This window comes from Rhizobium sp. UFLA01-1127 (assembly GCF_059803845.1).
Genome location: NZ_JAUQTZ010000046.1, coordinates 21,572 through 45,719, shown reverse-complemented (window position 1 = coordinate 45,719; position 24,148 = coordinate 21,572). Strand labels below are relative to the sequence as shown.

The following is a 24,148-nucleotide window of genomic DNA, read 5'->3' as shown; positions in this document are numbered from 1 at the left end:
TCAGAGATATCGACGCATTCGGATCGCTTCCGCGACAATCGCGCCGCGTTGCTGGAGGCAATCGGCCTTGCCGAGGCTGCGGCGTCGAAGGCGGCGGAAGGTGGCGGTGCCCAGGCGCGTGAACGGCATGTGAGCCGCGGCAAGATGTTGCCGCGTGATCGCGTTGCCGGCCTGATCGATCCTGCCACACCGTTTCTGGAAATCGGCGCGACGGCAGCGCATGGAATGCATGGCGACGAAGCGCCGGGTGCCGGGCTGATCGCCGGTATCGGCCGCGTTTCTGGCCGTGACTGCATGATCGTCTGCAACGACGCCACGGTCAAAGGCGGCACCTACTATCCGATCACGGTGAAGAAGCATCTGCGGGCGCAGGAGATTGCGGCGGAAAACAATCTCCCCTGCATCTATCTGGTCGATTCCGGCGGTGCCAACTTGCCGAACCAGGACGAGGTGTTTCCGGATCGTGATCATTTCGGCCGCATCTTCTACAATCAGGCCAATATGTCGGCGGCCGGCATCCCGCAGATCTCCGTCGTCATGGGTTCCTGCACGGCAGGCGGCGCCTATGTGCCTGCCATGTCGGACGAAACCATCATCGTCGACAAACAGGGAACGATCTTTCTTGCCGGTCCGCCGCTGGTCAAGGCGGCGACGGGGGAGGTTGTCTCGGCCGAGGATCTCGGCGGCGGCGATGTGCATACGCGTCTCTCCGGTGTCGCCGATCATCTGGCGCACGACGATGCCCATGCCCTCGCGCTCGCACGGCAGGCCGTCGCCAATCTCAATCGCCGCAAGCCGGAGAGCGTTGAACTTCGCACGCCGGAAGCGCCGCTCTACGATCCTGAAGAAATCCTCGGCATCGTGCCTTCCGACTTGCGCACGCCCTATGACGTGCGCGAGGTCATCGCCCGCATGGTGGACGGCTCCCGGCTCGATGAGTTCAAGGCGCGTTACGGCACGACGCTGGTCTGCGGCTTCGCCCATATTCACGGTATTCCCGTCGGAATCATCGCCAACAACGGCGTTCTCTTCTCGGAATCGGCGCTGAAGGGGGCGCATTTCGTCGAGCTTTGCTCGCAGCGCAAGATTCCGCTGGTTTTCCTGCAGAACATCACCGGCTTCATGGTCGGCCGCAAATACGAGACGGAGGGCATCGCCAAGAATGGCGCCAAGCTGGTGACGGCCGTGGCCACGACCAAGGTCCCCAAGATCACCATGCTGATCGGCGGCTCCTTCGGCGCCGGCAATTACGGCATGGCCGGCCGGGCCTATTCGCCGCGCTTCCTCTGGACCTGGCCCAACAGCCGCATATCCGTTATGGGCGGAGAGCAGGCGGCGGGTGTCCTTGCCACCGTACGCGGCGAGGCCCTGGCGCGTGCCGGCAAGCCTTGGACGAAGGAGGAAGAGGCCGCTTTCAAGGCGCCGACGCTCAAGATGTTCGAAACCCAGAGCCATCCGCTCTACGCCTCGGCCCGCCTCTGGGACGATGGCATCATCGATCCGCGCAAGAGCCGCGACGTGCTGGCTCTGTCGCTTTCGGCAGCACTCAACGCACCGATCGAAGACACACGCTTCGGTCTGTTCAGGATGTGAGGAGACGGACATGAAACGCGATGCCATCAATGCCAAGAATGCGCCGCAACCCCGCGGCGGTTATGCGCAGGCCGTAAAACTCGAAAATTTCGAGCGGTTGCTTTTTATCAGCGGCCAGATACCGACCGATGTCGATGATGCCTTACCGGAAGGTTTCAAGGCGCAGGCTCGCCAGGTCTGGCACAACGTCGATGCCCAGCTGAAGGCGGCCGGCATGACCAAGGACGATATCGTCAAGGTCACCACCTTCCTTGCCGACCGGCACCATACGATAGAGAACCGCGAGATCCGCAGCGAATATCTGGGCTCTCTCACGCCGGCCATGACTGTCGTGATTGCCGGTATTTTCGATACGGCCTGGCTGCTCGAAGTCGAAGTCATTGCCGCGCAATAGGGTCCGCCGATGTTTTCGAAGATACTGATCGCCAATCGCGGCGAAATCGCCTGCAGGATCATCCGCACGGCGAGGCGCCTTGGCATCCGCACGGCTGCCGTCTATTCCGACGCCGATCGGGATGCGCTGCACGTGGCGCTGGCCGACGAAGCCGTTCACATCGGCCCGGCGGCGGCGAGGGAAAGCTATCTTTCGAAGCAGACGATCATCGCGGCGGCTCAGCAAACCGGCGCGGAAGCCATCCATCCCGGCTATGGCTTTCTCTCGGAGAATGCCGATTTCGCCGAAGCGGTGGAGGCCGCGGGTCTCGTCTTCATCGGTCCGTCGCCGGTCTCAATCCGGGCCATGGGGCTCAAGGATGCGGCCAAGGCGCTGATGGAGCGGGCAGGCGTGCCGGTCGTTCCCGGCTATCACGGCGATAGGCAGGAAGCCGGCTTCCTTGCCGAGCAGGCGGTGGCTATCGGCTTTCCCGTTCTCATCAAGGCACGGGCGGGCGGCGGCGGCAAGGGTATGCGGCGCGTCGACCGGCCGGAGGATTTCGGCGCTTCTCTGGAGGCGGCGAAGCGCGAGGCGAAATCCGCCTTCGGCGACGATGCCGTGCTGATCGAGAAATATCTGATCAAGCCGCGTCACATCGAGATCCAGGTTTTCGGAGACAGCCATGGCAATGCCGTGCATCTCTTCGAGCGCGATTGCTCACTGCAGCGTCGGCACCAGAAGGTGATCGAAGAGGCGCCGGCACCGGGCATGACTGAGGAGATGCGCAGCGCCATGGGCGAAGCGGCCGTTCGCGCCGCCCGCGCCATCGATTATCGCGGCGCCGGTACGGTCGAATTCATCGCCGATGTCTCCGACGGCCTGTCGCCGGATCGCTTCTTCTTCATGGAAATGAATACACGCCTGCAGGTCGAACATCCGGTCACCGAGGCGATAACCGGCGTCGATCTGGTGGAATGGCAATTGCGCGTCGCAAACGGCGAGCCGTTGCCGAAAACGCAAGCTGAGCTCGCCATAAACGGCTGGGCCTTCGAAGCGCGGATCTATGCCGAAGACCCGGCCCGTGGCTTCCTGCCGGCAACCGGCACGCTCTCGCACTTACGCTTTCCCGGCGGCGATGCCCGCGTCGATGCCGGCGTACGCGAAGGCGATACAATCACCCCGCATTACGATCCGCTGATTGCCAAGCTCACGGTGCATGCGCCGGATCGTCAGGCTGCGCTTGCCAAGCTTACGCGCGGTCTGGAGCAAACGCAGGTTGCCGGAACCACCACCAATCTCGATTTCCTCATCCGGTTGAGCCGCCAGCCAGATTTCGCCGCCGGTCACCCGGACACGGGGTTGATCGACCGGGACGTGGAGACGCTGACTTCGGCGCGGCAGCCCGACGATGCAACTCTTGCCATTGCCGCCATTGTCGAAGCGGGCGGATTTGGCCGAAGCGATGGCAACGACCCCTGGTTCTCGCTCGGCGCCTGGCAGCTCTGGGGGGAGGCGAGCCGTCCGGTCACGCTGCATTTTGCCGGCGGTCAGAGGCGTGCTCGCGTGATCGCAAAGGGACGCACACTTTTCGACGTTGCCTTCGATGACCGCACCATCCCCGTCCGTCTCCTCGAAGGAGATGATGTTTCCCGGCGTGTCGAGATCGGCGGCAGGCAATCGCATGTCGATATCTTCGAGACATCGTCAGATGTGACCTTGTTCCTCGACGGGCAAACCCATCATTTCCATCGCCTCGATCTGCTTGATGGCAGCGAGGAGGCCGTCGCTGGCGGCGACCGCGTGGTTGCGCCGATGCCGGGGCTCGTCAAGATCGTCCGTGTGCGCGAAGGCGAGACGGTGGCAAAGGGCCAGGCGCTGATCGTTATGGAAGCCATGAAGATGGAGCTGACGCTGACGGCCGCACGCGACGGCGTCGTGGAAAGCCTGCATATCGGCGAGGGCGACCAAACCAGCGAAAGCGCTGTGCTTCTGTTGCTTCGACCGGAGGATGCGGCATGACGGACAAGCCTTCCCATTACGTCACCATCGTCGAGATGGCGCCCCGCGACGGTCTGCAGAATGAAAAGCAGCAGGTCGATACCGCGCGCAAGATCGAACTCGTCGATCTGCTCTCCGATTGCGGTTTCGAGCGCATCGAGGTTACGAGCTTCGTCAGTCCAAAGTGGGTGCCGCAGCTTGCCGATGCCGCCGATGTCATGGCTGGGATAAAGCGGCGTTCGGGCGTCCGTTACGCAGCGCTGACGCCCAACATGCAGGGCTTCGAGGCTGCACTTGCGGCCGGCGCCGATGAGTTGGCGATCTTTGCGTCTGCCTCCGAAACCTTTTCCATGCGCAATATCAACTGCTCGATTGCCGAGAGCATCGAACGCTTCCGGCCCGTCGCGGCGGCCAGCAGGGATGGCGGCGTTCCATTGCGCGGCTATGTCAGCTGCGTCGTCGAATGCCCTTATGAGGGGGCGGTGCCGCCGCAGAATGTCGTCGATGTCGCCTGGCAGCTGCGTGCCCTCGGTTGTTACGAGATCAGCCTCGGCGATACGATCGGCAGAGGTTCGCCGGAAGCCGTCGACCGGATGCTTGCCGCGGTGCTGGGCGAACTCCCAGCCGCAGCTCTGGCAGGTCATTTTCACGATACGTCTGGTCGCGCTCTCGACAATATCGCCGTCGCCCTGGAATGCGGTCTGCGCGTCTTCGATGCATCAGCCGGCGGCCTTGGCGGTTGCCCCTTTGCCCCTGGTGCCAAGGGCAATGTCGATACCGTAGCGGTCTGCGATTATCTGGAGACGCAGGGATACGAAACCGGCCTGGACAAGGACAAGCTTGCGGCCGCCGCCGCCTTCGCCCGCAGCCTCAGGAGTACCGCATGATATCGCAAACGATCCGCATCACCACCGACGAACGCGGCGTCGCGTATCTGACATTCACGCGCGCGGAAAAGCACAATGCCCTGTCGGCCGAGATGATCGATGACTTCATCGCAGCAACCTATGAGCTGGCCCATGACAAAACGGTTCGTGTCGTCGTGCTCACCGGCGAGGGTGCCAGCTTCTGCGCCGGCGGCGATCTCGGCTGGATGCGCGCCCAGTTCGACGCAACCCGCGCTGGGCGCGTGGTCGAAGCGCGCCGGCTCGCCATGCTGTTCAAGGTGCTGAACGAATTGCCGAAGCCGCTGATCGCCCGTGTTCACGGCAATGCTTTCGGCGGCGGCATCGGCATTTTGAGCGTCTGCGATATGGTGATTTCGGCATCGACGGCCCGCTTCGGCCTGACGGAAGTGCGGCTTGGCATCATCCCCGCCACCATCAGCCCCTATGTCGTCGCCCGCATCGGCGAAACGAATGCCCGCCCACTTTTCCTCTCCGGCAAGATCATCGATGCCTGGCAGGCGCACGCCGCAGGTCTCCTGTCGCGGGTCGTGGCGGAGGAGGCGTTGGATGAAGCTGTCGAGGCGGAGGTCCGCCATTTTTTGGCGGCATCGCCGCAGGCAGCTGCTCGTGCCAAGGCTTTGGCGCGTTCCGTAGGCCGGCCGATTACCGACGGCATGATCGATCATGTCGTCGAACAATTGGCCGATGCATGGGAAACCGAGGAGGCGAGGGAGGGCGTCACCGCCTTTTTCGAAAAGCGGCAGCCGAACTGGCGAATGATTTGAAGCGCATGCCGTCGTTATCGCAAAACCGCTGCACACTTTTGCGCGGCATGCGTTAAACCAATCTGTTGTTTTCGATGGTCAATTGCGGGAACTGCATGCTTCCCCCGATCAGATCGCCGGATGCCGGCTTGTCCCAGCGAAAGCCCATGATCGCGGCTTGCTGCATTTCCTGAAAAAGGTTGCCGGCAATTACGGCCGAGCCGGCACCGTCCGCGACCGAGACCACGCAGCCGATGCCGGCGTGCCTGACGATGTTGCCGGTCGCGACCACATTGCGGAGATATTGCCCCCAGCCGAGCCGCAGGCCCCAGAGCGGTGCGTTCTCGATAACATTATCGGCGACAAGCGTATCGGCTTCCGCCGAAATGCCGATGCCGAAACCCCCATCCTGCGCGTAAGGTGCTGTCAGCGACATGTTGCGGATGACATTGCCCGTCACCGAGGCGAGCCTTCCGCCCTTGTCGAAATTCGTCACCGAGATGCCGTTTGCTGCGCCATCGACCAGATTGTTGCTGATCGTGGCGCCGACAAACTCGAATTCGCAATAGATCGCGGTTTCGCCCGAACGCAGGCATTGATTGTTCGAGATCTGCACATTCGATGCCGAGTTGGCGCGGATGGCGGTAAAGGCGCAATCGGCGATTTGGTTACCCGAAACCGTCACGCCGTCGGCGCGGAAGACATTGATGCCATTACCGTTCTGGCCGGTGCCACCGCCATTGGCGCGGATGCGGGAAATGCGGTTGTTGATGACGCTGCTGCCATCCTCGGCCTTGCCCCAGCGATGGATCAGGATGCCGCCATTGCCGCAATCCTCGATGCGATTGCCGGTCACCGTCAATCCGACGGACTGGACGGAATAGATGGCGGCTTCCGCGGCCCCCGAAATACGGCTCCGCTCGATCCGCCCGCCGCAGCGCTCCAGCTGCAGCCCGTGTTTGCGGCTGCCGGTAACTTCGCAATTGTCGATCAGTAACTCGTCGACGCCGGCAAATTGCAGGAGGCCGCCGGCATAGTCGGCGAGCCAGCGATTGCCGCCGTCGAAAACAAGGCCGGAAAGCTCGATGCGCCTGGCCTTGTCCGCATTCATCAGATGACCATCACCGCTGTAGACGAGCCGCGAAGCGCCGGGAACGCCGGTGATCCGCGTATTGTCAGGCAATGTCAGGTTGGAGATGTTGTACGTGCCGGGCGGCAGGAAGAGCGGCATGTTGGCGCGCGCGGCATTGTCGATCATCGCCTGCAGCTTGCCGCTCTTGACGTCGCTCGCTCCCGGCGTCGTCTTCACCGCAACGGCATCGATCGGCCCCCGCAGCTCGGCGCCGGTCATCTTGGCCAGAGGCGCGGCGAAGCTGCGGGGCGCAAGCAAGCCAGCCGCTGCCGATGCGGCGATGGAAGCGATGAAGGTGCGGCGTTGGATCATTGCGAACTCCGTAGATGACGCCGCCGAAGCAGAAATCATGCCAGGCCTATTTGTGTCGTTTTGATACAGGGTCGGCTCATCAAACGCGCTGGACCGGCGAAAGGCTGCGGCTCTTGCAATTTTACTTACCAGCCCGGCACACACGACGCTCTGCCACGATCGATCTGCGCTAGGGACGACTCGCAGCGCATGATACCCCTGCCACATGCGGATTGCGGCCTTTCAACGTCTGGCACTTTTCGACGCCGTCGAGCAGGCGGCAGACGTCCTTGCACGTGATTTGGCCTGGGCGGAAGCGCAGGGCATCGATCTTGCCCTTTTTCCCGAATGCTATCTGCAAGGGCACAGCTATGACAAAGCGGTTGCCAAACGCCGCGCATCTTCGTTGGACGATCCGCATCTGAACGCCCTTGTCACCCGGTTCGCATCAGGGAAAACCACAGCTGTCGTCGGCTTTTTCGAGCGGAGGGACGATGGTGTCTACAACAGCGCCCTCGTTGCCAACTCCGGCCGGATCATCGGGGTCTATGCCAAGGCGCATCCGCTTGAGAAGGGCTGCATGCCCGGAAGGGATTTTCCCGTGTGGGAGGAGGGGAGTTGGCGCTTCGGCATCAATATCTGCGCCGATCTCCGATATCCCTATACAGCCCGCCGCCTGGCCGAAAAGGGAGCAGGTCTCATCTGCAATCCCGTCAATCTGATGCTCCGGCCCCACAAGGCGGAAAGGTGGCACAAGCCTGGGATTTCGAGCCTGCAGATCTGTGCCAGGCATACGGGATGCTGGGTCATGGCGTCGGATGTCGTCGGCAGCAACGAGGACGGCTGGGTGAGTTATGGCAGCAGCGCCATCGTCGATCCGAACGGCGTCGTCGTCGCCAAGGCCAAGCCTTATTGCGAGGACGTCCTCGTTTTCGATCTGCCCGATCGGCAACCCGAACGCGGACCTGCTCAAAAAGCTGCCGTTGTCGCTACCTAATCGTGCAAATCGCGCTATCCTCTTGCATCATGAGACCGGAACAACTGCTTTATCCCGCGCCTGAAGGACTGTTCTGCCCGATCGGCGGCTTCCATATCGATCCCGTGCAGCCGGTCGAGCGTGCGCTCGTCACGCATGGCCATTCGGACCATGCCCGCTCCGGCCATGCCCATGTGCTCGCCACGCGACAGACCCTCGATATCATGCGTATTCGCTACGGTGACGGCTTTGCGGGATCGGAGCAGGCGATCGCCTTCGGTGAGGAGGTGACGATCAACGGCGTCAAGGTCCGGTTCCACCCGGCGGGCCATGTGCTCGGCTCGGCGCAGATCGCAGTGGAGAAGGATGGACTGCGGATCGTCGTGTCCGGGGACTACAAGCGCCGGCCGGACCCGACTTGCGAACCCTATGTGCCGGTTTCCTGCGATGTGTTCATCACCGAAGCCACGTTCGGCCTGCCGGTCTTCCATCATCCCGATCCATTGGCCGAAACACGCAAGCTCCTGGCCTCCCTTCGCCAGTTTCCGGAACGAACGCATCTGATCGGCGCCTATGCGCTCGGCAAGGCGCAGCGCGTCATCCGCCTCTTGCGCGACGCCGGCTATGACAAGCCGATCTTCATCCATGGCGCGCTGGAAACCCTGTGCGACTATTATGTCGGCCAAGGCATCGCGCTCGGGGAGCTCAAGCCGGCGACCGTCGAAAGCCGCGATCAGTCAATCTTTCACGGCGCCGTCGTCGTCGGCCCGCCCTCTGCGTTCCAGGATCGCTGGGCGAGGCGGTTCCATGATCCACTTCCGGCTTTCGCCTCCGGCTGGATGATGGTGCGCCAGCGCGCCAAGCAGCTCGGGGTCGAGCTGCCGCTGGTCATATCGGACCATTGCGATTGGCCCGAGCTGACGGAGACGATCTCCGATCTGAAACCGAGCGAGGTCTGGGTCACCCACGGCCGCGAAGAAGCGCTGGTGCGCTGGTGCGAGCTGCAGGGCATCGCCGCCAAGCCGTTGCATCTCATCGGCTATGAAGACGAGGGAGACTAGATGATGAGGGTCGTCGTTTGTCTCGCCTTCTCCCCGGCGGGGAGAAGGTGGCCCGAAGGGTCGGATGAGGGGGATTTCTGCGATATTGCAACGCTGCAGTTTATGTGTGGCGTGTGGGATTACCCCTGCTCCCCCTCATACGCCCTCCGGGCACCTTCTCCCCGAGGGGAGAAGGAGGTGCACAGATGAAAGCTTTTGCCGATCTTCTCGACCGCCTGGTGCTGACGCCGAGCCGCAACGGCAAGCTGAAGCTGCTGATCGATTATTTCCGCGATACGCCCGATCCCGACCGCGGCTATGGCCTGGCAGCGATTGCCGGTACGCTCGAGGTGCGCAACGTCAAGCCCGCCATGCTGCGCGAACTCGTTCTCGAGCGCATGGACGAGATACTGTTCCGATATTCCTACGATTATGTCGGCGATCTCGCGGAAACGATCTCGCTGGTCTGGGATAAGGAAAGCGACATCGAACGTCCCGCCGGCGAGCAGCCGAAGCTCGGCGAGGTCATCCGCCGCATGAATGCGCTCGGGCGGACCGAGGTACGCAGTTTCGTTCGAGATCTGCTGGACCGGCTGGATACGTCGGGTCGTTTCGCCTTCCTGAAGCTTGCAACTGGCGCCCTTCGCATCGGCGTCTCGGCTCGGCTTGCCAAGCAGGCGCTGGCCGAGCTGAGCGGCAAGGACGTGACCGAAATCGAAACGTTGTGGCATGGCCTGCAGCCACCCTATGAAAGCCTGTTCCATTGGCTTGAAGGCAAGGGCGAACGCCCGATATTGGTGACGCCGGCGATCTTTCATTCCGTCATGCTCGCCAATCCGGTCGAACCCGGCGATCTCGATGGACTCGATCCCGGTGATTTCGCCGCTGAATGGAAGTGGGATGGCATCCGTGTCCAGCTTTCCCGCTCTGGAGCGACAAGCAAGCTCTATTCGCGCTCCGGCGACGATATCTCAGGCGCCTTTCCGGACATCGTCGATGCGATGAACTTCGAGGGCGTCATGGATGGCGAGCTGCTGGTCGGCGGCACGGTGCGCTCCAACAGCCCGACGCGTACATTTTCCGATCTGCAGCAGCGCCTCAACCGCAAGACCGTGACCGCAAAGATGCTGGACGAGTTTCCGGCCTTCATCCGTGCCTACGATCTTCTGTTCGACGGTGCCGAGGACGTGCGCGCCCGCGACTTCCTCGGCCGCCGCGAGCGGTTGACCGAGATCATCGAGGCGGCGCCGCATGATCGCTTCGACCTGTCGCCGCTCGTGGATTTCTCCTTTTGGGAAGAGCTTGACCGGTTGCGAACCTCGCCGCCCGATCCGGTGATCGAAGGCGTCATGATCAAGCGCCGGGATAGCGCCTATCTTGCCGGCCGCGCCAAGGGGCCTTGGTTCAAATGGAAGCGCGATCCCTACAACGTCGATGCCGTGCTGATGTATGCCCAGCGCGGTCACGGCAAGCGCTCCAGCTATTATTCCGATTTCACCTTCGGCGTCTGGGCGACGACGCCGGAGGGCGAGCAGCTCGTGCCTGTGGGCAAGGCCTATTTTGGTTTCACGGATGCCGAGCTGGAAGTGCTAGACAAGTTCGTGCGCAACAACACGGTCGATCGTTTCGGCCCTGTGCGGGCCGTGCGCGCCGATCGTGATTTCGGCTTCGTGCTCGAGGTGGCCTTTGAAGGCATCAACCGTTCCACCCGCCATAAATCTGGCGTTGCCATGCGTTTTCCGCGCATCGCCCGGCTGCGGCCCGACAAGCCGCCCTACGAGGCCGACCGGCTGGAAACTTTGATCGCGATGATTGACGCCAAGGCTCCGGCTGTCGATGAATAGGGCAAGGTGATTCCTCACCACAAAGTGAGTTGGCGTTGCCTTTCAACCCGTGCAGATTTGTGCCGCGCCGGGATATTTGGACGAGCCTATGACCATGTCTGACGATAACGCATTCCGCCCCAATCGCCGCGGTGTTCTTGCCGGTCTGGCGGTCACGCTTTTGGCTCCCTCCATCGTCAGAGCTGCCGACGACAGTACGGCTGGCAGCAAGCCCGCCGACAGCAAGAGTGCCGCCGCCCAGAGCGATGAAAAGGCTGCGGATGCGCCGCCGCTGCTTTCGGGCGACTATGCCAAGGAGCGCCGTCTGTTTCGGACTGACCTCTTGAGCAAGGGGCCGGCTCCCGACATCTACGAACCGCTGGTCACGCCCTCGACGGCGGAGCGGCTTTTCTATCGCAGCGGCGTTGGCGAGGAGCTGGAGCTCGTCGCCTGGGTTTCCCGCTATACGCGCTCGGAGAAGCCGAAGCCGGCCGTGCTGTTCCTGCATGGCGGCAATGCCATCGGGCAGGGGCACTGGCAGCTGATGAAGCCCTATGTCGAAGCCGGCTATGTCGTCATGATCCCCTCTATGCGTGGGGAAAACGGCCAGAAGGGCAATTTCTCGGGTTTTTACGATGAAGTTGCCGATGTGCTGGCCGCCTCCAACCGGCTGCGGCATCTGCCGGGCGTCGATCCGCATCGCATGTTCCTGGCCGGACACAGCATCGGCGGTACACTGGCCATGCTGGCCGCCATGTCGACGAAGCGGTTCCGCGCGGTGGCGCCGATGTCGGGCAATCCGGACGCCTATGCCTTCTTCGGCCGCTATCCGCAGGATATCCGCTTCAACACCAAGAACCCGCGCGAATACCAGATGCGCTCGCCGCTCTGCTATGCGCACAGCTTCAGGAGCCCGATAAAGCTGTTCCACGGCACCGAAGAGGCACATTTCGACTCGCGCCTGGCGCTGCTCACAAAACGGGCAACCGCCGCCGGCGTGAAGATGGAGATGGCGACTGTAACCGGCAGCCATAATTCGGCGCTGCCGGGTGAGATCGAACAGAGCATCGAGTTCTTCAGGAGCGTGGCCGTCTAGACCGGCTCCGTAAGGGCGGCGTGGGAGATGAGCCGAACTGCTCCGCACGTCGCTGCTTACGCCATCAACGTCTCGATCAGCGTTGTCGCCGCTTCCGCGATCACGGTTCCGGGTGGAAAGATCGCGTCGGCGCCGGCGGCCTCAAGCGCTGCGAAATCCTGCGGCGGAATGACGCCGCCGACGGCGATCAGCACATTGCCGGCATGACGGCGTGCAAGCGCCGTCTTCAATTCCGGCACCAGCGTCAAATGACCTGCGGCCAGCGACGATGCGCCCACGATATCGACGCCCTCGCGCACGGCGACATCGGCAACTTCTTCCGGAGTCTGGAACATCGCGCCGACGACGACATCGAAGCCGAGATCAGCAAAGGCCGTGGCGATCACCTTTTGCCCGCGGTCGTGGCCGTCCTGACCCATCTTGGCGATGAGGATGCGTGGCTTTTCGCCCCGCGCCTTGCGGAATTCTTCCACTTTGCTCACTGCCGCATTGAAGGCCGGATCTTTTGTGCCGACTTCCTTGCGGTAGACGCCTGAGATGGTCCTAATCTCGGCGACATGGCGGCCATAGGCCTTTTCCAGCGCCAGCGAGATTTCGCCGACCGTGGCCCTTGCCCTCGCTGCCTTGACGGCAAAATCGAGCAGATTGCCTGTGCCGTTTCGTGCGGCCTCCGTCAGCGCATCCAGGGCTGGTTCGACCGCAGCGGTTTCGCGCGTGCCCTTCAGCTGCTGCAGCTTGGAAAGCTGGCGTGCCCGCACCTCGGAATTGTCGACCTTCAGGACATCGACTTCGATGTCCTTTTCCGGTTTGGAAAAATTGACGCCGACCACGGTCTGATGGCCGCTGTCGATGCGTGCCTGCGTGCGGGCTGCAGCCTCCTCGATCCGGAGCTTCGGAATGCCCTTCTCGATCGCCTTCGCCATGCCGCCGAGCGCTTCGACCTCCTCGATATGGGCCATCGCGCGGGCGGCAAGATCATGGGTCAGGCGTTCGACATAGGCCGAGCCGCCCCACGGGTCTATAATGCCTGTTGTCCCCGATTCCTTCTGCAGCAGGATCTGGGTGTTGCGGGCGATGCGCGCGGAATGATCCGTCGGCAGTGCCAGGGCTTCGTCGAAGGAATTGGTATGGAGCGATTGTGTGTGTCCCTGCGTGGCCGCCATGGCCTCGACCATGGTGCGGATGATGTTGTTCATCGGGTCCTGCGCCGTCAGCGACCAGCCGGAGGTCTGGCTATGGGTCCTGAGCGCCAGGGATTTCTGGTCTTTCGGCGCGAAATTCTTCTGCATCAGCGCGGCCCAGATCAGCCGTCCCGCGCGCATCTTGGCGACTTCCATGAAGAAGTTCATGCCGACCGCCCAGAAGAAGGAGAGGCGAGGGGCGAAGCTGTCGATATCGAGCCCGGCGGCGACACCCGCCCGCGCATATTCTATGCCGTCGGCGATCGTATAGGCCAGCTCCAGATCCGCGGTCGCCCCGGCTTCCTGCATATGGTAGCCGGAGATCGAGATGGAGTTGAACTTCGGCATCCTCTGGCTGGTGTAGCTGAAGATGTCGGAGACGATGCGCATCGAGGGCTGCGGCGGATAGATATAGGTGTTGCGAACCATGAACTCCTTGAGGATGTCGTTCTGGATCGTACCGGAAAGCTTATCCTCGGAGACGCCCTGTTCCTCCGCCGCGACGATATAGAGCGCCATGATCGGCAGCACCGCGCCGTTCATGGTCATCGACACGCTCATCTCGTCGAGCGGAATGCCGTCGAAGAGCTGGCGCATGTCAAGAATGGAATCGATCGCCACACCCGCCATGCCGACATCGCCTGATACCCGCGGATGATCGCTGTCATAGCCGCGATGAGTGGCAAGATCGAAGGCGACGGAAAGACCCTTCTGACCGGCCGCGAGGTTGCGGCGGTAGAAGGCGTTGGATTCTTCGGCGGTGGAGAAGCCGGCATATTGGCGAATGGTCCAGGGCTGCTGGACATACATTGTCGGATAGGGGCCGCGCAGGAACGGTGCGGCGCCGGGATAGGTGTCAAGGAAGTTCAGTCCGCCGAGATCGCTTTCGCCGTAACGACGCTGGACGGCGATGCCTTCGGGAGTTTCCCAGATTGGGGCGTCGGTTGGTGGAGTCATTGCCTGTGGCTTGGCCCAGGGGATGGTGGTGAAGTTGGGGATCTTGGTCATGGAGCGGCGGCCTCCGGAAATGCGGAACCTGCGATACCCCCCTCTGTCACTTCGTGACATCTCCCCCACAAGGGGGGAGATTGGCGGCTTACGGCGCGTATCTGCCCTAAAATTTCTTGCGCCTTGGTGACATGGTATGGGGTTCCATTGTGAGGCGTGCGGCATTCTCCGAACGATCTCCCCCCTTGTGGGGGAGATGTCGCGAAAGCGACAGAGGGGGGTATCGGACTTGCGGCGAACACGATGTCCATTCTCATCCCTCTACCCCCTCATCCAATCGCACGGGCATCAACCCCATCCCGCCAGCAACCAGGCTCAATGGCCCCGAAACCGCCACCGGCCGCTCGGTCTTCATCGCAAACAGCGTCGTCCCCACGATCGGCTTGGCGATACGGCTCTTGCGTGCCTTCGCGATCATGGCCGCCAGCTGGCCGCTGGCAATCACCGTTGCCAGTCCGCCCTTGCCTTCGATCTCGATAAAGATGTCCCATGCCCGCTCGGCGAGAGCATCGGTCAGTGCCTCGATGCCGCCGGCTCCCGCGGCGGGATCGACGACGTGATCGAGGTGGCTTTCGGCGACCAGAATCGTCTGGGTGTTGCGCGCCAGCCGCCGCGCTAGCGGATCGGGAATGCCATGCGTCAGGCTGTGCGGCAGAACGCAGATCTCGTCGGCACCGCCGACGCCGGCTGAAAAGACCGCGATCGCATTGCGCAAAATATTCGTCTCGGGATCGAGGTGCGTCAGCATGCGATAGCTCGTTTCCGCAAACACATGTGCCGGCTGTGGGCCTGAGACGCCGCAAGCCTCGGCGATCCGGGTAAAGATCAGCCGCGCCGCACGCATCTTTGCGATCGTTGCGAACTGGTTCTGATCGGCCGAAAGGCAGAGGCTGATTGCCGCCAGGGCTGCCTTTGGTGAAAACCCGGCCTCTTCAAGCAGTCGCAGATGGCCGACGAGGCTCGCGGCCATGACTGCGAGCTCCTGCGCCTCCGTTCCGCCGGCATTATGCACCGCACGGCCGTCCGCGTTGACGATGGTGCCCGCGAAGCCGCATTTGGCGAAACGCTGGATGTCTTTTGCCGCCGCCTGTTCCTCGTCCGCCGAAAATGCGTCGAGACCGAGATGCAAGACGCGGGCGGGCTTATCTGCGAACGTTGCGGTCACGGCATCGATAGAGGGGGGCGCAAGCCCGTCGAAGCGCAGGACAGCGGTTTTTTTCGACATCGCGCTTGCCAGCGCATCGGAAAAACCTGGGGTTTGCGCGTCGATGCCGGCGCCGAAAGAGGAGGCGGAAGTCTTGGAGACCAGACAGATGCCGCTTGTGCCATTGGCAAGATCGTCGCCGAGCTGCGCAAGCGCCCGCTCGACGTTTGGGTCATCCATGCGCTGGGTTACCGTCCAGGGCACATCGGCTTGCTGGCGGGAAAGCGGGGCGCAATCGCGCCGCCGCTCGTAAAGCGGTTGGATGGCAATGCCGTCGTCAGTCCGCGACACCAGTGCTTCCTGGAAGTCTTTGCCTTTGAGTGCGCGTTCCACAAGCTTCAGCCAGGAATTATGATCGGTCTGGCCGAAGATGCCCGGGTCGAGACTGTCGATGTTCATGCGATCCTCCGTACCGTAATGGTCTAGCCCATGATGCCGTGGGGGAAAACAGCAGTTTGGGCAATCCGCGCAATATCTTCGCTGCCGCCACCTTCCTCATCGACGCCAGCCTCGCTCCAGCTGCGGCAGTCATTATACGGCCGATCCGATATGTCCTAACTGGTTTCCGATGATGGCCGATCTGCTGCCCGCTTCCCGTCACCTGTTCGCTGCCGCCGCCCTCGCCGGATTGTCCGCATGCAGCATCATTCCGGACACCGGCGCGACGGATCCGGATCGCTTCGCGCAGGAGACGGCGCCGATCTTCTATCGCCCCGAGGGCATCGATCCGCAAAAGGTACAGCGCCTGCCCGTGCAGCCCGTGCCGCAGGCCCGTGATCTCTTTCGGACGCAATTCCATCAGACCTATGGCCTGCCGACCTTCAATCCAGTGCATCAGGCGATGTATGCCCAGCGAAACGAAGACGATTTCATGCTGCCGGCCATTCCCTACAAGCGCATCGATCCGCGTTTCCTGCGGCAGGAAGTGGACTACCGGACCAATGAGCGCCCAGGCACCATCGTCGTCGATACGCGAGACCATTTCCTCTATTTCGTAGAGCCGGGCGGCAAAGCCATGCGCTATGGCGTCGGTCTCGGTGCGGCGGGATATGCCTGGCATGGTAGGGGCGTGATTCAGTTGAAGCAGAAGTGGCCGCGCTGGACGCCTCCTGCCGAGATGGTCGCGCGGGATCCGCAGATGAAGCCGCTGTCGGCCGCTCGCGGCGGCATGAATCCCGGGCCGACCAACCCGCTCGGGGCACGTGCGCTCTATATCTATCAGAATGGCAAGGACACGCTTTACCGTGTTCACGGCACGCCGGATTGGCAGTCGATCGGCAAGGCGGCGTCCTCGGGTTGCGTGCGCATGCTCAATCAGGACGTGATAGATCTCTACAGCCGAGTATCCGCCAAGACGGAAATCGTCGTCCTGTAGGGTTATTTACCACAAATTTTCGTGATGTTGCATAAGTGCGATAGCCGGGGTGGCTTGCGCTCTTTAATTTTGCTCCCGTCTCTGCAAACCTCTCAGGGAGCCGAATCAGCTTGTTCGTTGCCGGTTCTCGCTTCCTCCACAAAAGGAACTATGCTGTCGACATGAGCCTGCCTTCATCTCTTTCCCGACGTAACTTCCTTGCCTTTGCTGGCATCGGCGCCGTTTCGACCCTTGCCGGCTGCGCCTCCACCATCGACAACGGCCCTGTCGTCAGCCCGGTTCAATATACCGGCTCACCGCGGCCGTTCCGCACTTGGTTCTCCAGCTATGATGGCGAGCAACCGGATCCGGCCGTAATCTACGCGGCCATGGACGATGGCGGTTTCCATCTTCCGGCGATTCCCTACAAGCAGATCGACCCGCGCTTCTATCGTCAGCGGGTTGTCGATCCGACAGGCGAGGCGCCCGGCACGGTGGTCGTCAACACCACCCAGCGCATGCTTTACGTCACGGAGCAGGGCGGTACGGCGATGCGTTACGGTATCGGCGTCGGCCGCGAGGGCTTTGCCTGGCAGGGCCGCGGCGTCATTCAGTGGCGCAAGAAATGGCCGCGCTGGAACCCGCCGGATGAAATGGTCGCCCGTCAGCCGGAGCTCGTGAAATATTCCATCGCCAATGGCGGCATGGAGCCGGGCCTGATGAACCCGCTCGGCGCGCGCGCCCTTTATATTTTCGAAGACAAGCAGGATTCGCTCTATCGCCTGCACGGCAATCCCGATTGGCGCTCGATCGGCAAGGCCGTTTCTTCCGGCTGCGTCCGCTTGCTCAACCAGGATGTCATCGATCTCTATGATCGCGTGCCGGAGCGTGCTCCGATCCTGGTTACGGCCTGATATCGTATCATCGCAAACAAAAGGGCGCCGCCGGCGCCCTTTTGTTTGCAGTCCTGACGGGACGTATCTGATGTTTTGACGCCGGCTTCAAACGGCCGTCAGATTGAGCTTCAGCTGCTGCAGCCGGTCGCGCAAATTGGCCATCTCCGTCATATCGCAACCGGTTGCCTGGCCGATGGCGTCCATGATCGCGCTGACCTGGCATTGCATGCCGGTGCCTTTTTCCGTCAGCGAAATGATCACCTGCCGCTCATCCTTCGGGTCGCGTGCCCGGCCGATCAGGCCGGCTTGCTCGAGCCGCTTCAGAAGCGGCGATAGCGTTCCGGAATCGAGATCCAGCTTCTCGCCGATGGTTTTCACCGACAGGAAGCCCTTTTCCCATAGTACGAGCATGACGAGATATTGCGGGTAGGTGAGGCCGACACGATCGAGGATTGGCTTGTAGGCGCGATTGAAGGCATGCGCGGCGCTGTAAACGGCAAAGCAAAGCTGCCTTTCCAGCCTCTTCTCTTCATCGGGTATCATGGTCTGCCCATCCGCCGTGTCCGTCATTGCTGCTCCGCCATTTTCTTATTGGTGGGCATTGTCACAAATTCACTTTGCAAAATCAAATTGCAAAAAATACATATTGTGCACGATTAAATCGTGATATATATAAAATTCATCCAAACCAAAAGGAGACATGACATGCCTATTCTCTATACGACCAAAGCTTCCGCCACCGGTGGCCGCGCCGGCCATGCAGTTTCCGAGAACGGCGTCCTCGACGTCACGCTGACCGTACCGAAGGAGCTTGGCGGCGATGGCGCCACCGGCACCAATCCGGAGCAGCTCTTTGCAGCAGGCTATTCCGCCTGCTTCCTGGGTGCCTTGAAATTTGTCGCAGGCCAGCAGAAGGTCAAGATTCCGGAAGACGCAAAGGTCACGGCGACTGTCGGCATCGGCCCGCGCGCGGACGGCACCGGCTTCGGCATCGAAGTGTCCCTCGCAGTTCACATTCCTGGCATGGACAAGGCCGAGGCCGAAAAGCTGGCTGCCGCCGCGCATATCGTATGCCCCTACAGCCACGCCATGCGCACCTCGACCGAAGTGCCGGTTGCCGTCGTCTGAAGCGCCGCCGGTCGATTGAAGGCCGGATAGGCGAGTATATTGAAAAGGAGCGATGGTTTTTCGATCGCTCCTTTTCTTTTGCAAGAAAAATGCTATATCTTTTCTTAGGAAAGGAAGTAGCCATGACAAAGGCTCAAGCAATAGGGCGGACGATACCCGGTGAAGCACTCGTCATCACCAAGGCTGTCGTCAATGCCGCCGAGAGGCTGGGATTGAACGCCCGCGTCCTCGCAGCCGTTATCGGCGTTTCGGAGGCGACCGTTTCGCGCATGAAGCGGCAGGATCATCTGCTGGAGCGCGATAGCAAGCCGTTCGAGCTTGCCGTGCTTCTCGTTCGTCTCTTCCGTTCGCTCGACGCCATCGTCGGCGGTGATGAAGCTGTGGCGCGGCAATGGCTGCGCAACGGCAATCTCGTCTTCGGCGCGGCGCCAATCGACAAGATCGTCTCGATTTCCGGTTTGACCGATGTCCTTGCCTATCTGGACGCCCGCCGCGCTCTCGTCTGAGATCAGAGCCATTTCCGGCCAATATTGGCGGCTGGTGGAATCGCAGCATCAGGTTTCGACGCTGAAGCTTGTGGATACGCTGGAGGAACAAGCTCTTCTCGAAAGCGTGCTTGAGGAAAGCAAGCCAGCCCTGCCGCCGGAATGCGCCGGGCTCGACTATCTGCTCGCCACACCCTTCCGTTATGGGGCGATCTATCCCCACGGTTCCCGCTTTCGCCGGGCAGGCCGCACGCTCGGCGTCTTCTATGCTTCGGAGCAGGTGGAGACCGCGTTGGCGGAGATGAGTTTCTACAGGCTGCTGTTCTTCCGCGATTCCCCCGATACGCCGCTGCCCGCCAATGCGGCGGAATATACCGCCTTTTCTGCCGCAATCGCGACAAAGGCGGCGATCGATCTGACGGCGCCTCCCTTGGATCGCGATCGGCAGCTATGGACCGATCCAGTCAATTACGAGGCTTGTCAGTCGCTTGCGGAAGCGGCACGAGCCGGTGGCATCGAGGCAATTCTCTATCGTTCCGTCCGCGATCCTCGGGGCGGCAGCAATATCGCATTGCTGACGGCCGGGGCATTCTCCGCCCGCGAGCCCGTCGAGCGCCAGACCTGGCGCATCCGGCTGTCGCGCGTCGGCGTGCAGGCGCTGTGCGAGTTCCCCCGGCGCCGCATCGGTTTCGAAAGGCGGGATTTCGAGGGCGATCCTCGATTCTCGGAGCCGCAATTCAGAGCAGAGTAGCAAGATCGCTGCGTAAGCGGTCGCCATTGCCGTCGGGCAGCCGCTCTTCGAGGACGGCATGCGCCGTCTTCCAGATCGGCACGGCCGCAGCGAGCGCTGCTTTTCCCGATGGCGTCAGGCTGAGCAGGCGGGCGCGCCGATCTTCCGGATTGGGTACGATGCTGACCCATCCGCGCCGCTCGAGAGGCTTGAGTGCCGCCGTCAGCGTCGTCTGGTCAATTGCAAGGAGCGTGGCGACCGACCCCATGGAGGCCGGTGCAGGCCTGTTCAGCGACATCATCAGGGAAAATTGGCCGTTGGTCAGACCGTAAGGTCGCAGCGCTTCGTCAAAGCGGCGGGCAAGTGCTCGTGCGGCTCGCTGCACATGCAGGCATAGGCAGGTGTCGCGCACTAACAGCGTGGTTTCAAAGGGGATTTCGACTGCGTTTGACATGATTCATTAATATTGATATCAATATAATTGTCAAGATTTGGGAATGAAAACGCCGGAGGAGGGCGCGGACAATGAACCAGGTCGTTTCCAGGGACGTGTGGCTGGAGGCCCGCCGTCAACTGCTCGCCAGGGAAAAGGAGGCCACGCATCTTCGCGATCGCGTCAATGCGGAACGCCTGGCCTTACCCTGGGTAAAGGTCGATAAAGACTATGTTTTCGACACGCCGGCCGGCAAGAAGACGCTTGCCGATCTCTTCGACGGCCGCAGCCAGCTGATCATCTATCACTTCATGCTCGGCCCGGATTGGGATGCCGGATGCACCGGCTGCTCCTTCCTTGCCGATCATTTCGATGGAACGCTTCCACATCTCAATCACCACGACGTCACCTTGGTCGCCGTGTCCCGCGCGCCAATCGAAAAGATAGAGGCCTACAGGAAACGCATGGGCTGGAAGTTCCCATGGGTGTCGTCATTCTCCAACGATTTCAATTTCGACTATCACGTCTCTTTCACCAAAGAGCAGCTCGCCGGTGAAAAGGTGTTCTATAATTTCAACGATATGAACGCCGCCGACGGCAACGACGAGTTGCCTGGTCTCAGCGCCTTCTACAAGGATGAAGCCGGCAATATCTTTCACACCTATTCCAGCTATGCCCGCGGCGGCGAGGAAATGATCGGTACGCTGATGATCCTCGACAATGCGCCGAAGGGCCGGAATGAAGGCCACACCATGGATTTCGTGCGACGCCACGACGAATATCAAGAGGCGGCGAAGGCGGGCTCCTGCTGCCATTGAAGCATGACGAGACTGCCAAATTTACGCCATGCGGCGCAAGGGGTCGAATTATTACGCCTTGCGCCTAGTTAAGACCTAGAGCCTGCTTCGCCAGGAAGTGACGGATCAACCGATTGACCATCTTCGGCCGTCACGTTCATCGGCCATGATGCGCTTGCGCCGACATCAGGCTCAGGATGGGACGGATGACCGTCACAATCGCAATAGGGAGAGAGATCATGGCAGAGAAGGGATATTTTGTCTGGTACGAGCTGATGACGACGGGCATGAAGGCGGCGGAAGCCTTTTATACCAAAGTCGTCGGCTGGGATGCGGCGGATGCGGGCATGCCTGATGTCGGGATGGACTATACGCTCTTTAGTGCCGGTGCAGGGCCTGTCGCTGGATTGATGATTCTGCCGGACGAGGCGAAGGCCATGGGCACGCCACCCTGCTGGACCGGCTACATCGGCGTTCCCAATGTCGATGAAGCGGCGAAGACGATCGTCGCCAAGGGCGGTAAGACCTATCGTGAGCCGACGGATATTCCAGGCGTCGGCAGGTTCGCCGTCGTTGCCGATCCCTATGGCGCCGCCTTCTGCATCTTCACGCCGCTGCCGGGCCAGAATTGGGAGCCGGCGGCCCCTGCCACCCCCGGCTATATCGGCTGGCACGAACTCTATGCCGGCGACGGCCCGAAAGCTTTCGACTTCTATTGCGAGATGTTCGGCTGGGAATCGAGCTCCGATTTCGACATGGGGCCGATGGGCACGTATAAGATCTTCAAGATCGGCGATCGCGACTTCGGCGGCATCATGACCAAGCCGGCGGAAATGCCGATGGCTGCCTGGAATTTCTATATCAACGTTCCCGCGATCGACGCGGCCATCGCTCGCGTCACAGAAGGCGGCGGGAAGATCGTCAACGGCCCGATGGAAGTGCCCGGCGGCAGCTGGATCGTCCAGGCCACCGATCCGCAGGGTGCGTTCTTCTCGCTGGTCGCGCCGGTGCGGTAGATCAACGCCCCTTGAGGTAAATAACACCTCCCCCTCGAGGGCAGGGCAATCGCATATGAGCGGGATTAGCCCCGGAAATTCCTTCTCCCCTCGGGGAGAAGGAGGTGCGCCGCAACGACCTCACTTCATATGCAATAGCCTTGCCGTTTAGGGGGAGGTCGCAGCAAAGCGGCGGGTGGGGGTGACATTCGAACCAGGAAAGTCGTCACGGATCACCCCACCCCGGAGCTTTGCTCCGAACCTCTCCCTTAAGGGAAGGTAGTCTTCTATCGCTTCAGGCTACCGAGGATGCCTCGGACCAGCGCCCGCCCCACTTGCGTTGCCACCGTGCGCGCCATACTTTTCATCGTCGCTTCCAGGATCGTCTCGCGCTGGTAGCCCGAACGGCGACCGGCGGGTTTTCCGCTATCTCCACCAAAGCCCGGCAGCGTCCAGCCATCGCCTGCGCTCTCACTCTGAGGCGCAGCCGCTTTGCGCGCCCGCTCGGTCAGGATCTCGTAGGCGGATTCGCGGTCGATCGTCTGGTCATAGACGCCGGCAACCGGACTGCCGTTGATGATGGCTTTACGCTCGCCATCGGTGACGGGGCCGATCCGGCCGGATGGAGGGCGGATCAGCGTGCGTTCGACGATGGAAGGCGCGCCTTTGCCCTCCAGCATCGATACCAGCGCCTCGCCGGTGCCGAGCGTGGTGATGACCTCGGCGCAATCGAAAGCTGGGTTGGGCCGGAATGTCGAGGCTGCCGTCTGCACGGCCTTCTGTTCGCGTGGCGTGTAGGCGCGCAGCGCATGCTGCACACGGTTGCCGAGCTGCGCCAGCACCGTCTCCGGCACGTCGAGCGGGTTCTGCGTGACGAAATAGACGCCGACGCCCTTGGAGCGGATCAGGCGCACCACCTGCTCGACACGCTCGATCAGCACTTTCGGCGCGTCGTTGAAGAGCAGATGCGCCTCATCGAAGAAGAAGACCAGCTTCGGCTTTTCCGGGTCGCCCACCTCGGGCAATTCCTCGAATAATTCCGATAGCAGCCACAACAGGAAAGTGGCGTAAAGGCGCGGGTTCATCATCAGCTTATCGGCCGCCAGCACCGAAACCTGGCCATAGCCGTCATTGCTGATCCGCATAATGTCGGAGATCTTCAGCGCCGGCTCGCCGAAGAAGTTTTCCGCACCCTGCTGCTCCAGCACGAGCAATGCGCGCTGGATCGAGCCGACGGAGGATTTCGAGATCAGGCCGTATTTGCTGGAAAGCTCGCCGGCATTCTCACCCATGTAGTTCAGCAGCGCCTGCAGGTCCTTGAGGTCGAGCAGCGCCAGGCCGTTTTCGTCGGCGATCTTGAAGGCGATGTTGAGAACGCCTTCCTGTGCTTCCGAAGCATCCATCAGCCTCGCCAGCAGCAGCGGCCCCATCTCGGCGATCGTCGTGCGCACACGATGACCCTTTTCGCCGTAGAGATCCCAGAAGATGACCGGAAACTGATCGAACTCATAGCGCGACAGGCCGATTTCCTCGGCGCGCTTGAGCAGGAAATCCTTCGGCTCGCCTTTGACGGCGATGCCCGAGAGATCACCCTTGATGTCGGCACAGAAGACTGGCACGCCGGCCTTGGAAAAGCCTTCCGCCAGCACCTGCAGCGTCACCGTCTTGCCCGTGCCCGTGGCGCCGGTGATGAGACCGTGGCGGTTGCCGAATTTCAGCGTCAGGAACTCGTCCTTGTTGATGCTCTCGTCCGGATTGCGGCTCGCGCCGACGAAAATCTGTCCATCCTGCTGCGGCATGGTGTCGTCTCCCTCTGGGCGGCGGCACAGCAGCTTTTGGAAGCTGCAAGGGCCATTCATCGATTTGTCCTGACACTGTTATAAGAACTCGCATGGAGAGGGACAACCATTCGCGTAGGGTTCCGCTTCTGGTAGAATGATGGCCTCCGGCGCGGCTTGTATCGG

General features: G+C 61.6%; 22 protein-coding genes. 16 read left to right on the top strand and 6 right to left on the bottom strand.

The window, feature by feature from the left end; genetic code table 11:
- The 5 genes from Q4Q11_RS14060 to Q4Q11_RS14040 all read left to right on the top strand — a co-directional run.
- A partial coding sequence (locus tag Q4Q11_RS14060) for a carboxyl transferase domain-containing protein (protein WP_498569875.1) occupies positions 1–1,593 on the top strand: 1,593 nt, incomplete at its 5' end.
- A 10-nt stretch (positions 1,594–1,603) separates the two neighbouring features.
- Positions 1,604–1,987, top strand: a complete 384-nt coding sequence (locus Q4Q11_RS14055) for a RidA family protein (protein ID WP_112512195.1) — start codon at positions 1,604–1,606, stop codon at positions 1,985–1,987.
- A gap of 9 nt (positions 1,988–1,996) precedes the next feature.
- Entirely contained in the window at positions 1,997–3,985 is a 1,989-nt protein-coding gene (locus Q4Q11_RS14050; protein WP_498569874.1) for an acetyl/propionyl/methylcrotonyl-CoA carboxylase subunit alpha, read from the top strand.
- The gene (locus tag Q4Q11_RS14045; protein WP_498569873.1) at positions 3,982–4,851 is read left to right on the top strand and encodes a hydroxymethylglutaryl-CoA lyase; all 870 of its coding nucleotides are present in this window, start codon (positions 3,982–3,984) and stop codon (positions 4,849–4,851) included. The genes Q4Q11_RS14050 and Q4Q11_RS14045 overlap by 4 nt, the downstream gene beginning before the upstream one ends.
- Positions 4,848–5,636: a crotonase/enoyl-CoA hydratase family protein gene (locus Q4Q11_RS14040; RefSeq protein ID WP_498569872.1), complete on the top strand. Its 789-nt coding sequence runs from the start codon at positions 4,848–4,850 to the stop codon at positions 5,634–5,636. Before Q4Q11_RS14045 ends, Q4Q11_RS14040 begins: the two co-directional genes overlap by 4 nt.
- Positions 5,637–5,688: 52 nt before the next feature.
- Here Q4Q11_RS14040 and Q4Q11_RS14035 read toward each other — a convergent pair whose 3' ends face one another.
- Positions 5,689–7,059 carry a TIGR03808 family TAT-translocated repetitive protein gene (locus Q4Q11_RS14035; protein ID WP_498569871.1) on the bottom strand — a complete coding sequence of 457 codons (1,371 nt, stop codon included), beginning with the start codon at positions 7,057–7,059 and terminating at the stop codon, positions 5,689–5,691.
- 205 nt (positions 7,060–7,264) lie between these two features.
- On the opposite strand from Q4Q11_RS14035, the gene Q4Q11_RS14030 reads away from it, so the two are divergent.
- From Q4Q11_RS14030 to Q4Q11_RS14015, 4 genes are all read left to right on the top strand, one after another.
- Complete coding sequence (locus Q4Q11_RS14030; protein WP_498569870.1) at positions 7,265–8,035, top strand: carbon-nitrogen hydrolase family protein; 771 nt, start codon at positions 7,265–7,267, stop codon at positions 8,033–8,035.
- A gap of 29 nt (positions 8,036–8,064) precedes the next feature.
- Positions 8,065–9,075, top strand: a complete 1,011-nt coding sequence (locus Q4Q11_RS14025) for a ligase-associated DNA damage response exonuclease (RefSeq protein ID WP_498569869.1) — start codon at positions 8,065–8,067, stop codon at positions 9,073–9,075.
- 185 nt (positions 9,076–9,260) lie between these two features.
- Positions 9,261–10,898, top strand: coding sequence for a cisplatin damage response ATP-dependent DNA ligase (locus tag Q4Q11_RS14020; protein ID WP_498569868.1), 1,638 nt, complete (start codon positions 9,261–9,263; stop codon positions 10,896–10,898).
- An 88-nt stretch (positions 10,899–10,986) separates the two neighbouring features.
- The gene (locus tag Q4Q11_RS14015) at positions 10,987–11,973 is read left to right on the top strand and encodes an alpha/beta hydrolase family protein (RefSeq protein WP_498569867.1); all 987 of its coding nucleotides are present in this window, start codon (positions 10,987–10,989) and stop codon (positions 11,971–11,973) included.
- A gap of 56 nt (positions 11,974–12,029) precedes the next feature.
- Here the strand turns inward: Q4Q11_RS14015 and scpA are convergent, their stop codons facing one another.
- Positions 12,030–14,162, bottom strand: a complete 2,133-nt coding sequence (scpA, locus tag Q4Q11_RS14010) for a methylmalonyl-CoA mutase (protein WP_498569866.1) — start codon at positions 14,160–14,162, stop codon at positions 12,030–12,032.
- Positions 14,163–14,415: 253 nt separating this feature from the next.
- Complete coding sequence (locus Q4Q11_RS14005; RefSeq protein ID WP_498569865.1) at positions 14,416–15,765, bottom strand: methylmalonyl-CoA mutase family protein; 1,350 nt, start codon at positions 15,763–15,765, stop codon at positions 14,416–14,418.
- Between the two features lie 172 nt (positions 15,766–15,937).
- Between Q4Q11_RS14005 and Q4Q11_RS14000 the strand changes: the two genes are divergently transcribed.
- Together Q4Q11_RS14000 and Q4Q11_RS13995 are read left to right on the top strand one after the other, a co-directional pair.
- Positions 15,938–16,741, top strand: coding sequence for a L,D-transpeptidase (locus Q4Q11_RS14000; RefSeq protein ID WP_498569864.1), 804 nt, complete (start codon positions 15,938–15,940; stop codon positions 16,739–16,741).
- A 161-nt stretch (positions 16,742–16,902) separates the two neighbouring features.
- Complete coding sequence (locus tag Q4Q11_RS13995) at positions 16,903–17,634, top strand: L,D-transpeptidase (RefSeq protein WP_112512205.1); 732 nt, start codon at positions 16,903–16,905, stop codon at positions 17,632–17,634.
- An 87-nt stretch (positions 17,635–17,721) separates the two neighbouring features.
- On the opposite strand, the gene Q4Q11_RS13990 is transcribed toward Q4Q11_RS13995, so the two are convergent.
- Positions 17,722–18,186, bottom strand: a complete 465-nt coding sequence (locus Q4Q11_RS13990) for a MarR family winged helix-turn-helix transcriptional regulator (RefSeq protein ID WP_498569863.1) — start codon at positions 18,184–18,186, stop codon at positions 17,722–17,724.
- A gap of 135 nt (positions 18,187–18,321) precedes the next feature.
- Here Q4Q11_RS13990 and Q4Q11_RS13985 point away from each other — a divergent pair, with 135 nt between their 5' ends.
- From Q4Q11_RS13985 to Q4Q11_RS13975, 3 genes are all read left to right on the top strand, one after another.
- On the top strand, positions 18,322–18,744 hold the full coding sequence (locus tag Q4Q11_RS13985) for an organic hydroperoxide resistance protein (protein WP_069613858.1): 423 nt from the start codon (positions 18,322–18,324) through the stop codon (positions 18,742–18,744).
- A gap of 122 nt (positions 18,745–18,866) precedes the next feature.
- Complete coding sequence (locus Q4Q11_RS13980; protein WP_112512207.1) at positions 18,867–19,250, top strand: MbcA/ParS/Xre antitoxin family protein; 384 nt, start codon at positions 18,867–18,869, stop codon at positions 19,248–19,250.
- Entirely contained in the window at positions 19,210–19,980 is a 771-nt protein-coding gene (locus tag Q4Q11_RS13975) for an RES family NAD+ phosphorylase (RefSeq protein ID WP_498569862.1), read from the top strand. Before Q4Q11_RS13980 ends, Q4Q11_RS13975 begins: the two co-directional genes overlap by 41 nt.
- On the opposite strand, the gene Q4Q11_RS13970 is transcribed toward Q4Q11_RS13975, so the two are convergent.
- A complete protein-coding gene (locus Q4Q11_RS13970) occupies positions 19,967–20,413 on the bottom strand; it encodes a MarR family transcriptional regulator (RefSeq protein WP_112512209.1) in 447 nt (148 codons plus the stop codon). The two genes, Q4Q11_RS13975 and Q4Q11_RS13970, sit on opposite strands and share 14 nt — an antisense overlap.
- Positions 20,414–20,484: 71 nt before the next feature.
- Here Q4Q11_RS13970 and Q4Q11_RS13965 point away from each other — a divergent pair, with 71 nt between their 5' ends.
- Together Q4Q11_RS13965 and Q4Q11_RS13960 are read left to right on the top strand one after the other, a co-directional pair.
- Positions 20,485–21,210: a DUF899 domain-containing protein gene (locus tag Q4Q11_RS13965; protein ID WP_498569861.1), complete on the top strand. Its 726-nt coding sequence runs from the start codon at positions 20,485–20,487 to the stop codon at positions 21,208–21,210.
- Between the two features lie 218 nt (positions 21,211–21,428).
- The gene (locus Q4Q11_RS13960; protein ID WP_498569860.1) at positions 21,429–22,205 is read left to right on the top strand and encodes a VOC family protein; all 777 of its coding nucleotides are present in this window, start codon (positions 21,429–21,431) and stop codon (positions 22,203–22,205) included.
- A gap of 266 nt (positions 22,206–22,471) precedes the next feature.
- Here the strand turns inward: Q4Q11_RS13960 and Q4Q11_RS13955 are convergent, their stop codons facing one another.
- Positions 22,472–23,983: a helicase HerA-like C-terminal domain-containing protein gene (locus Q4Q11_RS13955; RefSeq protein WP_498569859.1), complete on the bottom strand. Its 1,512-nt coding sequence runs from the start codon at positions 23,981–23,983 to the stop codon at positions 22,472–22,474.
- Between the last annotated feature and the right edge of the window lie 165 nt (positions 23,984–24,148).

What these genes read in the sequence shown, in the direction of transcription:
- Q4Q11_RS14055 (WP_112512195.1), top strand. Translation starts at nt 1,604, where the DNA reads ATGAAACGCGATGCCATCAATGCCAAGAATGCGCCGCAACCCCGCGGC.
- Q4Q11_RS14050 (WP_498569874.1), top strand. Translation starts at nt 1,997, where the DNA reads ATGTTTTCGAAGATACTGATCGCCAATCGCGGCGAAATCGCCTGCAGG.
- Q4Q11_RS14045 (WP_498569873.1), top strand. Translation starts at nt 3,982, where the DNA reads ATGACGGACAAGCCTTCCCATTACGTCACCATCGTCGAGATGGCGCCC.
- Q4Q11_RS14040 (WP_498569872.1), top strand. Translation starts at nt 4,848, where the DNA reads ATGATATCGCAAACGATCCGCATCACCACCGACGAACGCGGCGTCGCG.
- Q4Q11_RS14035 (WP_498569871.1), bottom strand. Translation starts at nt 7,059, where the DNA reads ATGATCCAACGCCGCACCTTCATCGCTTCCATCGCCGCATCGGCAGCG.
- Q4Q11_RS14030 (WP_498569870.1), top strand. Translation starts at nt 7,265, where the DNA reads ATGCGGATTGCGGCCTTTCAACGTCTGGCACTTTTCGACGCCGTCGAG.
- Q4Q11_RS14025 (WP_498569869.1), top strand. Translation starts at nt 8,065, where the DNA reads ATGAGACCGGAACAACTGCTTTATCCCGCGCCTGAAGGACTGTTCTGC.
- Q4Q11_RS14020 (WP_498569868.1), top strand. Translation starts at nt 9,261, where the DNA reads ATGAAAGCTTTTGCCGATCTTCTCGACCGCCTGGTGCTGACGCCGAGC.
- Q4Q11_RS14015 (WP_498569867.1), top strand. Translation starts at nt 10,987, where the DNA reads ATGACCATGTCTGACGATAACGCATTCCGCCCCAATCGCCGCGGTGTT.
- scpA (WP_498569866.1), bottom strand. Translation starts at nt 14,162, where the DNA reads ATGACCAAGATCCCCAACTTCACCACCATCCCCTGGGCCAAGCCACAG.
- Q4Q11_RS14005 (WP_498569865.1), bottom strand. Translation starts at nt 15,765, where the DNA reads ATGAACATCGACAGTCTCGACCCGGGCATCTTCGGCCAGACCGATCAT.
- Q4Q11_RS14000 (WP_498569864.1), top strand. Translation starts at nt 15,938, where the DNA reads ATGGCCGATCTGCTGCCCGCTTCCCGTCACCTGTTCGCTGCCGCCGCC.
- Q4Q11_RS13995 (WP_112512205.1), top strand. Translation starts at nt 16,903, where the DNA reads ATGAGCCTGCCTTCATCTCTTTCCCGACGTAACTTCCTTGCCTTTGCT.
- Q4Q11_RS13990 (WP_498569863.1), bottom strand. Translation starts at nt 18,186, where the DNA reads ATGACGGACACGGCGGATGGGCAGACCATGATACCCGATGAAGAGAAG.
- Q4Q11_RS13985 (WP_069613858.1), top strand. Translation starts at nt 18,322, where the DNA reads ATGCCTATTCTCTATACGACCAAAGCTTCCGCCACCGGTGGCCGCGCC.
- Q4Q11_RS13980 (WP_112512207.1), top strand. Translation starts at nt 18,867, where the DNA reads ATGACAAAGGCTCAAGCAATAGGGCGGACGATACCCGGTGAAGCACTC.
- Q4Q11_RS13975 (WP_498569862.1), top strand. Translation starts at nt 19,210, where the DNA reads ATGTCCTTGCCTATCTGGACGCCCGCCGCGCTCTCGTCTGAGATCAGA.
- Q4Q11_RS13970 (WP_112512209.1), bottom strand. Translation starts at nt 20,413, where the DNA reads ATGTCAAACGCAGTCGAAATCCCCTTTGAAACCACGCTGTTAGTGCGC.
- Q4Q11_RS13965 (WP_498569861.1), top strand. Translation starts at nt 20,485, where the DNA reads ATGAACCAGGTCGTTTCCAGGGACGTGTGGCTGGAGGCCCGCCGTCAA.
- Q4Q11_RS13960 (WP_498569860.1), top strand. Translation starts at nt 21,429, where the DNA reads ATGGCAGAGAAGGGATATTTTGTCTGGTACGAGCTGATGACGACGGGC.
- Q4Q11_RS13955 (WP_498569859.1), bottom strand. Translation starts at nt 23,983, where the DNA reads ATGCCGCAGCAGGATGGACAGATTTTCGTCGGCGCGAGCCGCAATCCG.